Genomic DNA, 14,106 nt, shown 5'->3' with positions numbered 1-14,106 from the left:
CCACGTTCCGGACACGATGTCCGACTGTCTCGACGACGACGCCCCGCCGAGCGCGAAGCTGGTCGTAAAGGTCCTCGAATACGCCGACGAACCCCTCACGCAGGGCGAGATCAGCGACCGGACCCGGCTGTCGCCCCGAACCGTCCGGAGCTCCATCAAGCGGCTCAAGCAACAGGACGTCGTCGAGGAGCGGGTGTACATCCCCGACGCCCGCAAGCAGATATACGTCCTCGCCGACGCGGTCGAGGAGTGTCTACAGACCGGCGAGCGCGCGGCCGAGAGCGCGGAAGCGGTTTGATTCCGATCGTCTAATCCCCGACAGTTCCGACGAGCCGAAACGACTTTGTTCGCGTCGCGTACCGATTTTCCCGTGCCCGAGTACGACAAGCTCGTCCGCGACGAGATACCCGATATCGTGCGCGAGAGCGGTGAGACGCCCGTGACTCACGTCGCCGAGGGCGAGGAGTATCGGCGACGGCTCCGCGAAAAGCTCTGCGAGGAGGCGGCGGAGTTCCGGGAGTCGGGCGACCTCGCGGAACTCGCCGACGTACTGGACGTCGTCGAGGCGATACGCGAGACCGAGGACGTCGACCCCGAGACGGTCGCGCGCCACCGCGAGGAGAAGACCGACGAACGCGGCGGCTTCGCCGAGGGAATCGTCCTAGAGCGCGTGGAGTCGGTCCCGAAGGGCTAAACCGCTGACCCGAAAACTCCCGGGCGATGGACACGTGGAAGCGCCGCACGCTCTACTACCTCGGCACGCTCGCGGCGGTCATGCTCGGGTTCGCCGTGGCCTACGACTACGGCATGACCGCCTTCGAGAACGACCCCGAGCCGTTCTACCACTCGCTTCGCATCGTCGTCGAGACGTTCACCACGACCGGGTACGGGTCGGACGCGCCGTGGTCGACCCCCGAGATGAACGTGTTCGTGATGGTGATGGACCTGACCGGCGTGGTGCTCATCTTCATGGCGCTGCCGGTGCTGGTCGTCCCGCTGTTCGAGGACGCGCTCTCGACCACGCTCCCGTCGTCGTTCGACGAGGTCGAGGACCACGTCGTGGTCTGTACGTACTCGCCGCGAGCCGAGGCGCTGATCGCCGAACTCACCGGCCGGGACGTACCCTACGTGGTCGTCGAACCCGACCGCGACCGGGCGGTCGACCTCCACGAGTCGGGCCACGCAGTCCTCCACGGCGACCCCGAGTCGGTCGAGACGCTCCGAGCCGCCAATCTCGGTGCGGCCACCGCGCTGGTCGCCGACGCGGGTGACGAGGTCGACGTGAGCGTCGTGTTGACCGCCCGGGAGGCGGCCGCCGACGTGCGCGTGGTCAGCATGGTCGAGGACCCCGACCTCGCCGCCTACCACGAACTCGCGGGGGCCGACGAGGTGCTGTCGCCCCGCGGACTCCTCGGCGAGCGCCTCGCCGGGAAGGTCACGACCACCGTCTCGACCGACCTCGACGGGAGCTGGACGGCCGGGGGCGAGGAGGGAGGGGCTGACGGGGCGGACGACCACCACCCCACGGAGGCCGCCGTCGAGGTCGGCGAGGACTTCGAGGTGGCGGAACTCTCGGTCCAGCGCGACAGCGACCTCGCCGGCGCGACGCTCGCCGAGAGCGCGATCCGCGAGCGAACCGGCGTGAACGTCGTCGGCGCGTGGATACAGGGCGAGTTCGAAGCGCCGCCCTCGCCCGACCTCGAACTCGGCGACGGGACCGTCCTGCTGGTCGCGGGGCGACGCCCCGAGATAGACCACCTCGCGGAGCTGACCAGCTCGCGGACCCGGACGCCCGGGCGCGGACGGGTCGTCGTGGTCGGACACGGCGAGGTCGGGTCGGTCGTCACGGCCGAACTCGCGGCCGCGAACGTCCCCTACACGGTGGTCGACGTCGAGGACAAGCCCGGCGTGGACGTGGTGGGCGACACCACCGACCCCGAGACGCTGGTCGAGGCCGGCATCGAGGACGCCCGGTGCGTGGTGCTCGCGGTGGCCGACGACACCGTCACCGGGTTCGGCACGCTGGTCGCGCTCGACCTCAACCCCGACGTCGAGGTGCTGGCCCGGGCCGAGGAGACCGAGAACGTCCGGAAGATATACCGCGCGGGTGCGGACTACGTGCTGGCGCTGGCGACCGTCTCGGGCCGGATGCTGGCCTCGACCGTCCTCGACCGGGAGGAGGTCGTCTCGATGGACGAGCAGATAGAGATCGTCCGGACCGTCGCGCCCGCGCTGGCCGGCCGGACGCTCGGCGACGTCGACGTGCGCTCCCGCACCGGCTGTACCGTGGTCGCGGTCGAACGCGACGGCGAGGTCCACACCACGGTCGGGCCGGGCTTCCGGCTCGAACGCGGCGACGACGTGGTGGTCGCGGGCACCGACGAGGCCGTCGAGCGGTTCGCGTCGCTGGCCCAGTAGTCGGTCGGGAGGTCGCGGGTCGGACCCCGGCGTCGCGGGTCGGGCCGAAGCGCCGTCGGTCGGCCCTCGTTACTCGCGGCGGTCCGGCCGGTATCCGGGCGTCGGTCGGCATAGGCTGCCTTTGCTCGAACGCAAGCTCCCGATACCGGCGCAAGATACTTGGCGAATTTCGTCGAAGTGCCGACGAGAACCCGCGCACGCCGCCCTCGGGGCGGGCATCGCGGTGGGGGCAGTTGGGGGAAATCCATGACACGAACGAGTCTACTACTGACGGCACTCCTCGTCGTCGGCGCGGCCACGGCGGGGCTCTCGGGAGCAGTCGCGTCGAACGCGCCGACGTCGGACGCCGAATCGACGCAGCAGGAATCGAACGCCGGAGCGTACCAGCAAGGCGACGACGAGCTGGCCGACGCGGCCGTCGACTCCGGCGACGTGTTCTGGCAGGGGCAGTTCCTCGAGTTCACCGCCGGCGCGGACAACGCCAGCGAGGTCTGGGCCGTCCGCGAGCTGGAGGACGGCGACGTCGGCGGGCTCGTGACCGAGGTGTTGCTCGCCGGGAACGGCTCGGCGGTCGTCGGCACCTCGGGGCTCGACGGCCGGTTCGTCGTCGTCGACGAACAGGACCGCCCGGTCGTCTTCGAGAACGGCGACGCCCAGCGCGTCGGCGACGCGAGCGAGGCGAGCTTCGAGATTGCCGCCCAGTCGCTCAACGCCAGCTTCGAGGACGACATCGTCCGGAACGACGACCACCCCGACGCGCGGACCGACCTCCGGCTCGAGTCCAACCGCGCCGGCTACCGCGTCTCGCTGTTCTCAGAGGAGCTGAACGCCTCTGAGCTCGCGGACGCCTTCTCGGCCGCGCGAGCTGGCGACGACCGCGCGGTCGTCGAGCGAAACGTCAGCGGCGACGACCTGCTCCGGGCCAACTTCAGCGGCGTCGAGCCGGGGACCTACGAGGTCACCGTCGCCGCCGCCGACGGCACCGCCGAGGACACCGCGGCGATAACCGTGACCGAGCCGATGGCGGGCGAGGCCGGGCTCGACGACGAGTCGCCGGTCGAGAACCGGGGAGACGTGGTCCGGTTCAACGTCACGTTCGACGGCACCGACGAGGCGACGGTCGACCTCGGCTCGGCGGACGTGGGCTACCACTCGCGGTTCACCGTCGTCGACGGCGACGAGGACGGCGAAGCCACCGTCGAGTTCGACACCTACCGGGCCGGGCAGTCGGGCGACGCGCCCGGCGTCTCGGCGGCCGGCGAGGACAACGTGACCGACTTCCAGTTGCTGACCGACCCGATTCCGGGCCGGCTCGACGCCGCGGGCTACCCCGTCGCGGTCTCGGTCGGGACCCAGCGGACGGCCGTCGGACTGATAGAACTCACCGAGCGCGAGACCGGCGGAATCCAGACCTGGACCGCACCGGAGTCCGCCAGCGTCCGGAGCGTCTCCCAGTTGACCGACGTCGCCACGCGGGACGACCGGATCGCCGACCAGGACTGGGCCATCGTGGGCGTGGAGGCGTCGGGGCTGTACGCCTACGTCGAGAACGTCTCGGACCTGAACGACAACGAGACCGGGCTGTCGACGTCGCTGACCAGGGGAGCCGAGCCCAACGTGCCGTCCGAGGAGGTCGACCTCGACCGGGCCGACCTGCTGGTCGACGAGGACGACGACCGGTTCTTCCTCGTGCTCAACGCGAACGCGCTGGAGCAGGGCGCGACCTACGAGGCCAACTTCACTGTCTCGGACGCCAACCCCTACGTCGAGGAGGGCAACGCCACCTCGCTGACGACCAACTTCTCGGTGGTCGAGCGCAACGTCACGTTCGACGAACCCGTCGAGGTGCCCGCGTCGAGCGACGCCGCCGTCTCCGGGGCGAGTTCGGTCGCGGCGGGCACCGACCTGGCCGTCGAACTCTCGAACACGCAGGACGCCCCGTTCCTGCGACGCGGGACCGCGACGGTCGGCGAGGACGGCACGTGGGAGGTGACGGTCGACCTCTCGGACGTCCAACCGGGCACGAACTTCACCGTCGACGTCGCCGACCCCGAGGCCAACGCCTCGGGCGTGGTCGTGGAGACCGACGGCGCGGCGGCCGACGCGGACGGGACCGAGACCACCGAGGCGGGCGACGGCGGGACGACTGCCGACGCGGACGAGGAGACGACGACTGCCGACGAGGACGAAGACGTCGGGGACGAGGAGACGACCGCCGCGGACGACGAGGCCGACGCCGGTGTCGGCGATGAGGACGGCGAGACGACCGCCGCGGACGCCGGAGCCGACCTCGGCGAGGGCGACACGACGACCGCGGCGGAGACGCCCGACGAGGGCGACGACGCGGCCGACGGCGACGAGGGAGCGGCCGACGAGGACGCGACGACCACCGACGACGCGCTCGCGGCGAGCGCCCCGGCACCCGGGTTCGGCCCGGCCGCGGTGGTCGGAGCGCTCGCGGTGCTGCTCGCGGTCGGGATGTTGGCGGCCCGGCGGCACTGACCGTCGACGTCCGCCCGGCGCTGTCGCGGCGCTTCCGCGCCCGCGGGGCGCGAACGTGTTCGGAACGCCCCTTTTGCCCGACCGGGCCCTTCGTTTAGACATGGGAACCAGTAGCCGAGACCACGACCACGCCGACGCGAACGGCGACGACCGGGAGCACACCGCGGACCTCGACCGGGACGTCGAACCCATCACCGACCGGGTCCACGACAACTCGTGGTCGGCCAACCTCGAAAAACCGCAGCACGCCGACGACCGGGACCTCGTGGTCGCACAGGCCGCGACGGCGGTCGAGCACACGGCCGCCGGCAACCACGTCAACCTCGTGACCCACGGCGACCACGGCCATCCCGAGACGTACCTGTACGACGCGCTGGCCGAGCGGTTCGGCGACGACGCCTCGTGGGAGTACGTCGAGCAGTGTGGCTGTGGCGGTCACGTCACCCGGGTCCACGTCGCGTAGCCCGGCCGAAAATCGACGGGTGGCGTCGGCGGGTCACTGCCGGACGAACAGGACCGCGATGCCCGCCGCGAGCAGGCCGACGCCCCACCACAGCGAGTCGCCCGGGAGGAACGCGAGCAGGAGCGTGACGACGCCCGACGATAGCAGGGACCATCCAATCGTGGTTCGGTAGGCCATAGACCGGCTACGGGTCGGGGACAGTTGGGTGCTTGGGCCCCGTTCGTCGGCTATTCGATATCGCTTGCCGGTCGTCGACCGCAACGCGGAGCTAGCTACTGCCTCGACCGATGAGAGACCGCACCGCGACCGCACAGCACCGCGACAGCCTCGTCCGCCCAACCGCTTGCGGTCCCTGCGAACTGCGCTCGCAGACCGGCGGGACGCCGAGGGCGTCCCGCAAGTCTCGCTTCGCTCGCGCAGACGCCGTGGAGCGTTGGTCCACGAGCCTCGTCTCACTCCGTTCGACGAGACGTCGACGGACGACCCGCGTCCGCCGAGCCTGCGCGCACGTCGCTTGCGCAGACGCCGGGAAACAACCGCGTCCGCCGAGCAATCGCGCCGAGGGCGCGATGACGCCGGGGCGCGCCGACGTGGATGAGTCGGCCAGCGCGCGCCGACGAGTTCTCGACGGAACCTCGCGCTCCCGGAGCGTTATCGTCGCTGGTCTCACCACGTTCGCCGTCCGGCAAGCTTTAACCCGCGGGGCGAGCCAATCCGGGGTAATGGCCGACGACGCGGACGCCGGGAGCGACGACCCCGCGGAGCGGGCGACCAGCGGCGAGGCCGAGTCGACGGGCGACGACTTCGACCCCGTCGAGGTCGGCGTCGAACTCCTCTCGAAGCTCGAACACCCCGAACTCTCGGTCGCACAAGCGGTCGACCGCATCGAGACCGTCACCACCCACCCGGCGACCACGCGGGCGATTCTGGACGAGGCCGAGAAACGCGGCGTCATCCAGCGCGAGGACGGGGTCGTCCGGCCCACGGGCGGCACCTACGTCAGTTTCGGCAGCGAGGTCGTCACCAAGGAGGGCGAGTTCTCGTGTCGGCGCTGTGGCGCGAGCATCTCGGAGGGTCACTTCCTCGAACTCGACGCGGCCGAACACGGTCCGTTCGGTCCCGAGTGCATCCGGAAAGTCACCGGTCGGGACTGACCGGCCCGGGACGGCTCGGCCCCGAAAGCGGTCCGACCTCGGAGCCAGCCCGAGCCCGGGGACGGCTCGACGCCCGACGCGGCCCGCTCACCGGCCGCGCCGGAGTTCGTCGATGAGGGTTTCGAGCGTGCGCTGTTGCTCGGCCAGCAGTTCGTTCTGGCGCTCGACCGCCTCGGTCAGCGCCGCGAGCTGCTCGTCGGTGTCGTCGGATTCGAGTTCGGAACTCGCGGGCTCGAACCCCGAGTCGGCGAACCCGCTGTCGGACGCGGTCTCGCCCGGCTCCGGGCTCGACCGGTCGGGCTCGCCGGTCTGGACCGCCTTGTCGGGGTCGACCACCGTTTCCTCGCGGGACGTCTCCCCGCCGGTCGAGGGTCCGCTCGCGTCGGCGTCCGTCGCGCCGTCGCTCGGGTCGACCTCGCCTCCGTCCTCGTCGGGGACGCGTCGGGCTCGCTCGTCGGCGGCCGGCGACTCGGCTCCGGCGCTCGCGGACGCCGCCTCGCCAGTCTGGGGGGCCGACTCCGCCTGCTCGTCGGCCGTCTCGCTCGCGTCGTCCTCGACGATAGCGCCCTCGTCGTCGAGCTCCGGCGGGTTCGCGTCGATGGGGTCGACGCCGCCGGCCAGCGGGTCGGCGCTGGACTGGTCGGCCTCGGCGTCGTCGGCCGACTCGTCCTCGGGGTCGTCGTCGGAGGCCTGGGCGCGCTCGCGAGCGAACGCCTCGTAGGAGGGCGCGCCGTGGTAGTCCAGCAGCGCGCGCTCGATTCGCTCGCGGACCTCGCGGGTCTGGTCGCTCGGGGTCTTGATGCGCTGGGGCCGACCGTCGGTCTCGATGATAATCTGGGAGGAGACGCTGCCCTCCTCGACGTCGAGGCGGGTCACGTCCGCGAAGTGGTACTCCTCGTAGTCGTCGTCCCACACCGCCGAGCCGACGTGTTTGACCACGCGCTCGCTGGTGATGACCAGCGTGAGCTCGCTGAACTGGTAGGTCTGAGTCACCGTCTCGTCGGGGCCGGTCACGCCGGCGGCGTTGAGCACGCCCGCCAGCACGGGGTGGAGGGCCTCGTAGAGCCGACTGCTCGGGACCTTGAACCTCGCCTCGCCTTCGATGCCGTAGTCGAGTTCGACGGCGGACTTGCGTCGCCCCTCGGATATCTCGATCCGCTCGGCGTCGTGGGGGTACGCCTCGACGGACTCGTCGCTCAGGAGTCCGTCGGCGCGGTAGACCAGCGTGCGCGTCGGGGTCACGAACAGGGCGTCCTCGCCTCCCAGCGGGACCTGTGCCGCGACCTGTTCGCCGTCGAGTTCGGACTGCACGATGCGGGGAACGCTCATGCTCAGGTATGCTTAGCCCCCCGGCTTAAATCCGCCGGGTGGCGAGTCGACGTGGTCGGCGGGTCGGTTCGAGTGGAAACGGGGCTCTCGAACGCCTTCGACGAGTTCTCCGACGATACAACCACTGCAACGTCCTCGAACGCCCTCGGCGCGCTCGCGGTCGCTCTGCGGGATATTCTCGCGGCTCGCTTCGCTCGCCGCTTCGAATAGTGGCCCGCAGAGACGACCACGCGAACGCGAGTCCTGTCGGAAGCAAGTTCCGACAACGTCACACTCGCTTCGCTCGCGTGACCCCGCCTCGCCCGTTCAGTCCGCCGAGGCGTCGGCTGGTTCGCCGAGCGCGACCGGTGGATGGTCGCCCTTCGCCGAGTATCGTTTGTCGGGGCTGTCCTCGTCCACGCCCCCGCGAAAAGGGTTATGTCCGCCCGGTTCCGACGCCATCACATGCGCGAGGCCGACGAGACCACCCGCGAGCGCATCGCCGCCCACCTCCGCGAGACCGCCGCCGCGCCGAGTTCGCTCGCCCGCGAGTTCGACGTGACGGCGGCGCTGGCGGTCGAGCACGTCCGCCACGTCGCCCGGTCGCTGTCCGAGGCCGACGAGCGGCTGCTGGTCGCGCCGCCGGAGTGTCGGGACTGCGGGTTCGACGGGTTCGACGACCCGGCCAACCGGCCGTCGCGGTGCCCCGAGTGCAAGAGCGAGTCGGTCGCCGAACCCGAGTTCCGGATCGAGTGAGCGCCGACCTCGGACGACGAGTTCGGGTGCGACGGCGCGCTCGGCTGCACGAACCACGGCGCGATGTTCGGGGGACATCGACGGTCGGACGTCCGGCCCGTGCCAGGGCGCATTTCTCGACGAACCCGTACTCGGCGCGGGCGGCGTCGGCCACTGCGGGCGAGCGATATCGGCCCACCGACCCGCGGGGCCAGCGGTAGCGTACACGTGTGCCCATCTCTGTACAGTCTACGGATGATAGGCGCGCGGTCCACGGATTCACACTCGGACGTATTCCCGCGGCGAATCGGAATTACTTTCTTCCTAATTACGATTGATAGCAAAACATTTTTAAAAATAAGGGCGGACGTGTGCGTATGGCTTTCAGCCATAGAGGCACAAATGACAAGTACAAACGATAGCGCAAATAATGGTGCGGTCGGTCGGCTGTCGCGGCGTGAGGTCCTCCAGGGGACGGCGGGTGCCGGCGTTCTCTCGCTGGTGTCCGGAACGGGCGCAAGCGCCGAGGGTACGACCGAGCTCGTGGTACGGGCCGAGCAGGTCGACGTTCCGCTCGCCGCCGAGACGTCGGTCGTCGACGAACTCAAGGCCGAGGCCGAGGAGAGCCAGGCCCCCATCGTCGACTACGTCGAACGGACCGACGGTCTCTCTGTCAAGAACCAGTTCTGGATTTCGAACTCGCTCCTGCTCGCGGTCGACACCGACGAGGTCGACCCCGACGAACTGGCAGCACAGAAGGGGGTCTCCCAGGTCCATCCCAACTACGAGATGGCGATTCCGGACCCCGAGACCGGCAACGCGAGCGCCGAGGCCACGGACGTCACCTACGGTCTCGACCAGCTCGACGTCCCCGAGGCGTGGGACCAGTTCGACGCTCGCGGGCAGGGCGCGACGGTCGCGGTGCTGGACACCGGCGTCGACCCGAACCACCCCGACATCGACATCGACGCCGGGAACTTCGCCGAGTTCGACGGCGACGGCAACGAGGTCGACTCGGAGCCACACGACTCGGCGTACCACGGCACCCACGTCAGCGGGACCGCCACCGGCGGCGACGACTCGGGCACCGCCATCGGCGTCGCGCCCGAGGCCGAACTCCTGCACGGGCTCATCCTTCCGGGCGGCAGCGGGTCGTTCACCCAGATCATCGCCGGCATCCAGTGGGCGGTCGAGCAGGACGCCGACGTCATCAACATGAGCCTCGGTGCCACCGGGTACAACAGCCAGCTCATCGAGCCGGTTCGCAACGCCGAGGCGGCCGGAACCACCGTGGTCGCGGCGGCCGGCAACGACGGCGAGGGCACGACCGGGTCGCCCGGCAACGTGGTCGAGAGCTTCGCGGCCGGCGCGAGCAACGAGGACGAGGGCATCGCCAGCTTCTCCGGCGGCGAGACCATCGACACCCAGAGCGCGTGGGGCGACAACGCTCCCGACGAGTGGCCCGACTCGTACGTCGTCCCGGACGCGGCCGCGCCCGGCGTCGACGTCACCAGCTCGTACCCGGTCGACCACAGCGAGGGGCCGTACAACGCCATCTCGGGCACCTCGATGGCCTCGCCCCACCTGACCGGGGTGGTCGGTCTGATGGAGTCCGCGGGGGCCGAAGACGTCACCCCCGAACAGGCCAAGAACGCGCTCGAGAACACCGCGTGGAAGCCCGAGGGCGAACCCGACGAGCCGGACGTCCGGTACGGCCACGGCATCGTGGACGCGGTGACCGCGATCGGCCGCGTGGCGGCCGACGCCGGCGTCGAGGGGACCATCACCGACGCGGACGGCAAGCCCATCGAGGGCGCGTCGGTCGAACTCGACGGCTTCCCGACCGAGACCGACGAGAACGGCGAGTACCGGCTGCGCGCGGCCAGCGGGACCTACGAGCTCTCGGTCGACGCGTTCGGTCACGACGGCGAGACGGTCACCGTCGACGTCGGCGAGGCGTTCGTCACGCGGGACTTCACGCTCGGCGACGACCTCGCTGTCACGCCGGTCACCGAGCAGCCCGACGGACTGGAGGCCGGCGAGTCATTCGACGTCGAGGTTCGGGCCGCCAACGCCGAGACGATAACCGTCGACCGCGTCGGCACCTACGGCGGCGACGCGAGCCTCTCGGTCAACGGCGAGGAGGCCGCGTTCGGCGAGGCGTTCTCGTTCGGCCGCGCGACCTCGGGCGTCGTGACCCTCACCGTCGACACCAGCCAGGACGGCTCGGGCGACCTCGACCTCGAGGTCACCCTCGACGGGCTCGGCGAGACGGTGACGGTGGCGACGGGCTCGACGTCGGTGTACGCCGACTCCGTCTCGGTCGGCATCGTGGACGACACCGGCGCGTACGGGGCCGACGTCGAGTCGATGCTCGGCGGCGAACTTCACCCCCGGTACAACCTCTCGACGCTCGACGCCCCGACCGCGGTCTCGGCGGCCGAGGACCGCGAGCACGACGCGTACGTCGCGGTCGACCTCGGCACCGACGAGGACGTCGTCACCGCGTTCGCCGACGTCGCGACCGCACCCGATGTCGGGGTCGTCTACCTCGACCAGTACGGCACGGGGACCGACTCAATCTATCAGAGTTCCGATATCATCGGCAATCCGAGCGACGTGACCGAGGCGTACGTCCAGCTCGAAGCCCCGCCGGTCAACTACACGGTCGACCGCGACCACCCGGTGCTCGACGACGTCGCCGACCCCGGCGACAGCGTGACCGTCAACGAACCCGACCCGGTCGACTCCGGGTTCTTCTACTTCGGCGGCTTCCACGCGTACTTCGACGACTACCAGGGTCCGGTCTCCAGTTCGACCCTCGCCGGGACCGCGCTCGGTAGCAGCGACACCGGCGACGCCGGCCTCGCGGTCGACGACCTCTCGCGGGTCGCGCTCGCCTCGTCGCTGGGCGTCGGCAGCTACGTCGGCTCGGACGTCTTCACGGCCGAGGGGCGCGCGCTGCTGGCCAACCTCGTCGAGCACGCGGTCCAGACGCCGCCCGTCGAGGTCGTCTCGACCCCGGCCGAGAAGATAGCCCCCGGCGACTCCGCGACCCTCGAACTCGACGGCTCGAACCTCGTGGAGATGGAGTTCGGCGTCTCCGGGCTCCGATACGTCGAGGAGTCGGACCTGACGCTGACCGTCAACGGCGAGACGGTCCCGTTCGGCGAGCCCATCACTTACGACGAGCCGTACGACGGCTCCGTCGAGGCGACCGTCCGGACCCCGGCGGGCGCTGTCGGCGAGTTCGCGTTCGACGCGCGGTTCGTCTCGGTCGACGACGGCAACCACGAGATAGCGACGTCCGTGACGCTCGACCCGACCACCGTCTACGAGTCGCCGCTCAGCGTCCCCGACGACCTCGACGACCTGCAGGCGGCCGTCGACTTCGTGACCGCCGGCGACGAGGTCGTCGTCGGTGGGGGCACCTACGAGGTCGCGTCCGACCGGGGCAGCGACTCGGGACTGTACGTCGGTACCGGCGGCGTCACGATCCGGGGCGTCGAGGGCGAGACCGTCGAGATCGTCCACGCCGAGGACGTCGCGTCGCCGAGCGTGGTCAACGTCGACGCCGACGGCGTCACGCTGGAGAACCTCTCGGCGAACGTCCTCGACGGCGAGATCGACCCCAAGAACGACGTCGGCTTCGGCGTCCACGTCAACGCGCTCGTCAGCGGAACGACGATTCGCAACGTGACCGCCGCCGGCACCAACGGCGTGCTCCTCGACGAGAACGTCTCGGACGTCACCGTCGAGAACGTGACGGTCGTCGACAGCGGCATCGGCGTCGGGACCGACATCTCGGGCGGCGGTCCGGTCTCGAACGCGACCATCACCGGCCTCGCGTTCGACCGCCCTGACGACGACGGCTACGGCGGCGTCTACGTCGAGAACGGCGACCAGGTCACGGTCACCGAGTCCCAAATCGTCTACGGCGAGGGCTTCGACGCGGGCATCCTCCTCTGGGGCGACTTCGACGCCAGCGACGACAACCGCATCGCCCGGAACACCATCTCCGGGCCCGACGCCGACGACCCGTCCGGCGACGGCGACGCCGGCATCTTCGTCGACGAGGCCAACGCCGAAATCGAGGCCAACCAGGTCGCCCACGCCCACCTCGGCATCCGGGTCGGCGACTACGGCTTCGGCGAGCGCGACGTCGTGGTCCGGGACAACACCGTCGCGAACGCCGCGACCGGCTTCTTCCAGACCGGCGACTACGTCTCGCTGGAGAACAACACCGTCGACGCCGAGACCGGTCTCGACATCGACGGCGGCTACTCCGGGCTCGACGCCGACGCCGTCGTGGCGCGGTACAACGACCTCTCGTCGACCGACGTGCCGTTCGTCGGCGACCCCGCCGACGGTGACTCCGCGCCCGAGGGACCGTTCGACGTCCGGCTGAACTACCTCGGCGGCCGAGCGTACGACGACACCATCGCCGACGGCGAGTTCGCGTACGACCCGTTCCTGACCGCCCGCCCGGCCGAGGTCGACCGGTCCGAGACCACTCGCATCGCCACCGACCTCTACCTCGACGCCGGCACGACCTACGGACTCGGCGTCCCCGGCGGCACCGACCGGACCATCTACGAGATTCTGGGCGTCGACGACTTCCGGGAGTTCGCCGGGACGATGGAGTACTGGCACGCCAAGTCCGGCAAGTGGAAGAAGATTCGCGGGCAGGGCCGGAACAAGCGCGTCGGCACCCTCGACGGGTTCCGCGTGACGCCCAGCGAGGGCGTCCGTGCGGTCGTGGACTTCCGCGAGCGCGAGGGCGTCCCGCCGGGCCACCACGAGTCCGACCCCGGAACGACCACGCTCGAACCCGGCTGGAACGTCGTCGCGGCCCCGCAGTTCGGCGATCCGAGCGAGGTCTTCGGCGACGCGGTCGCGCAGGTCGACGACTCGCTCGCCTCGCCGGCCGGACAGCTCGGCGACGGCGAGGTGCGGGCGTTCACCGCCTACCGCGTCGAGGCCAGCGAATCCACCGAGCTGTCGGCCGGCCTCGACGCCTACGGCCCGACCATGACCGAGCTGTACGAGTCGCTGGGTCTCGACCCCGTCATCCACGAGACGGTCGGCCCCCGCGAAAAATCGACCGGCAAGGCTCCCTCGGTCGCGGCCGTGCTCGACGCGGCGTCCGACGACGAGGCCGCCGACGCGGTCGCCTCGCTCGTCGGCCACCGCATCGGCCAGCGCCTCGCGGCCGCCGACGACGTGGCGGCGACCGCCGACGAGATAGCGGCCGTGGCGACCGCGGTCCTCGACGAGGCCCCGTCGTCCCGGCGCGACCTGGTCGAGGAGGCGGTCCTCGACGTGGCCGACCTCGCGTTCCGCTCGGCCTTCGGCGCGCTCAACGTCGCGGCCGAGGACGCCGAGTACGACACCGACGTCGCGAAAGACGACGCGGAGAACGGCGGAACCGCGGCGAGTTCGCTGAATCCACTCGGCTCGGTGCTGTCGGACTGACGTCGCGGCACTGCGATTCGTCGTTCCCTTTCACTCGCTCTGTTCGACCAC

At 70.5% G+C, this 14,106-nt stretch carries 10 protein-coding genes; 8 read left to right on the top strand and 2 right to left on the bottom strand.

Annotation, left to right across the window (positions count from 1 at the left end; translation table 11 throughout):
* Positions 1 to 16 precede the first annotated feature (16 nt).
* The 5 genes from EPL03_RS11055 to EPL03_RS11035 all read left to right on the top strand — a co-directional run bounded on the left by EPL03_RS11055 (position 17) and on the right by EPL03_RS11035 (position 5,383).
* Positions 17 to 298 (top strand): winged helix-turn-helix domain-containing protein, encoded by a 282-nt coding sequence (locus tag EPL03_RS11055; protein WP_135829365.1) that lies wholly within the window; start codon positions 17 to 19, stop codon positions 296 to 298.
* A 72-nt stretch (positions 299 to 370) separates the two neighbouring features.
* The gene (locus tag EPL03_RS11050) at positions 371 to 694 is read left to right on the top strand and encodes a nucleoside triphosphate pyrophosphohydrolase (RefSeq protein WP_135829364.1); all 324 of its coding nucleotides are present in this window, start codon (positions 371 to 373) and stop codon (positions 692 to 694) included.
* Between the two features lie 26 nt (positions 695 to 720).
* Positions 721 to 2,418, top strand: a complete 1,698-nt coding sequence (locus tag EPL03_RS11045) for a potassium channel family protein (protein WP_135829363.1) — start codon at positions 721 to 723, stop codon at positions 2,416 to 2,418.
* Positions 2,419 to 2,664: 246 nt separating this feature from the next.
* Complete coding sequence (locus EPL03_RS19995) at positions 2,665 to 4,920, top strand: DUF7827 domain-containing protein (protein ID WP_168216238.1); 2,256 nt, start codon at positions 2,665 to 2,667, stop codon at positions 4,918 to 4,920.
* Positions 4,921 to 5,020: 100 nt separating this feature from the next.
* Positions 5,021 to 5,383, top strand: a complete 363-nt coding sequence (locus EPL03_RS11035) for a CGCGG family putative rSAM-modified RiPP protein (RefSeq protein ID WP_135829362.1) — start codon at positions 5,021 to 5,023, stop codon at positions 5,381 to 5,383.
* A 33-nt stretch (positions 5,384 to 5,416) separates the two neighbouring features.
* On the opposite strand, the gene EPL03_RS19990 is transcribed toward EPL03_RS11035, so the two are convergent.
* Positions 5,417 to 5,560 carry a hypothetical protein gene (locus EPL03_RS19990; protein WP_168216237.1) on the bottom strand — a complete coding sequence of 48 codons (144 nt, stop codon included), beginning with the start codon at positions 5,558 to 5,560 and terminating at the stop codon, positions 5,417 to 5,419.
* Positions 5,561 to 6,105: 545 nt separating this feature from the next.
* On the opposite strand from EPL03_RS19990, the gene EPL03_RS11030 reads away from it, so the two are divergent.
* Complete coding sequence (locus EPL03_RS11030; protein ID WP_135829361.1) at positions 6,106 to 6,537, top strand: DUF5830 family protein; 432 nt, start codon at positions 6,106 to 6,108, stop codon at positions 6,535 to 6,537.
* 87 nt (positions 6,538 to 6,624) lie between these two features.
* Here EPL03_RS11030 and EPL03_RS11025 read toward each other — a convergent pair whose 3' ends face one another.
* The gene (locus EPL03_RS11025) at positions 6,625 to 7,866 is read right to left on the bottom strand and encodes a DUF7115 domain-containing protein (protein WP_135829360.1); all 1,242 of its coding nucleotides are present in this window, start codon (positions 7,864 to 7,866) and stop codon (positions 6,625 to 6,627) included.
* Positions 7,867 to 8,310: 444 nt separating this feature from the next.
* Between EPL03_RS11025 and EPL03_RS11020 the strand changes: the two genes are divergently transcribed.
* Positions 8,311 to 8,601, top strand: a complete 291-nt coding sequence (locus tag EPL03_RS11020) for a transcriptional regulator (protein ID WP_135829359.1) — start codon at positions 8,311 to 8,313, stop codon at positions 8,599 to 8,601.
* A 381-nt stretch (positions 8,602 to 8,982) separates the two neighbouring features.
* Entirely contained in the window at positions 8,983 to 14,055 is a 5,073-nt protein-coding gene (locus EPL03_RS11015) for a S8 family serine peptidase (RefSeq protein ID WP_168216236.1), read from the top strand.
* The last annotated feature ends 51 nt before the right edge of the window (positions 14,056 to 14,106 follow it).

The sequence above is a fragment of the Halorussus halobius genome, assembly GCF_004765805.1.
In the GTDB taxonomy this organism is placed as follows: domain Archaea; phylum Halobacteriota; class Halobacteria; order Halobacteriales; family Haladaptataceae; genus Halorussus; species Halorussus halobius.
Note: the sequence above shows the minus strand (reverse complement) of the source record. Positions and strands in the feature narration are given on the sequence as shown.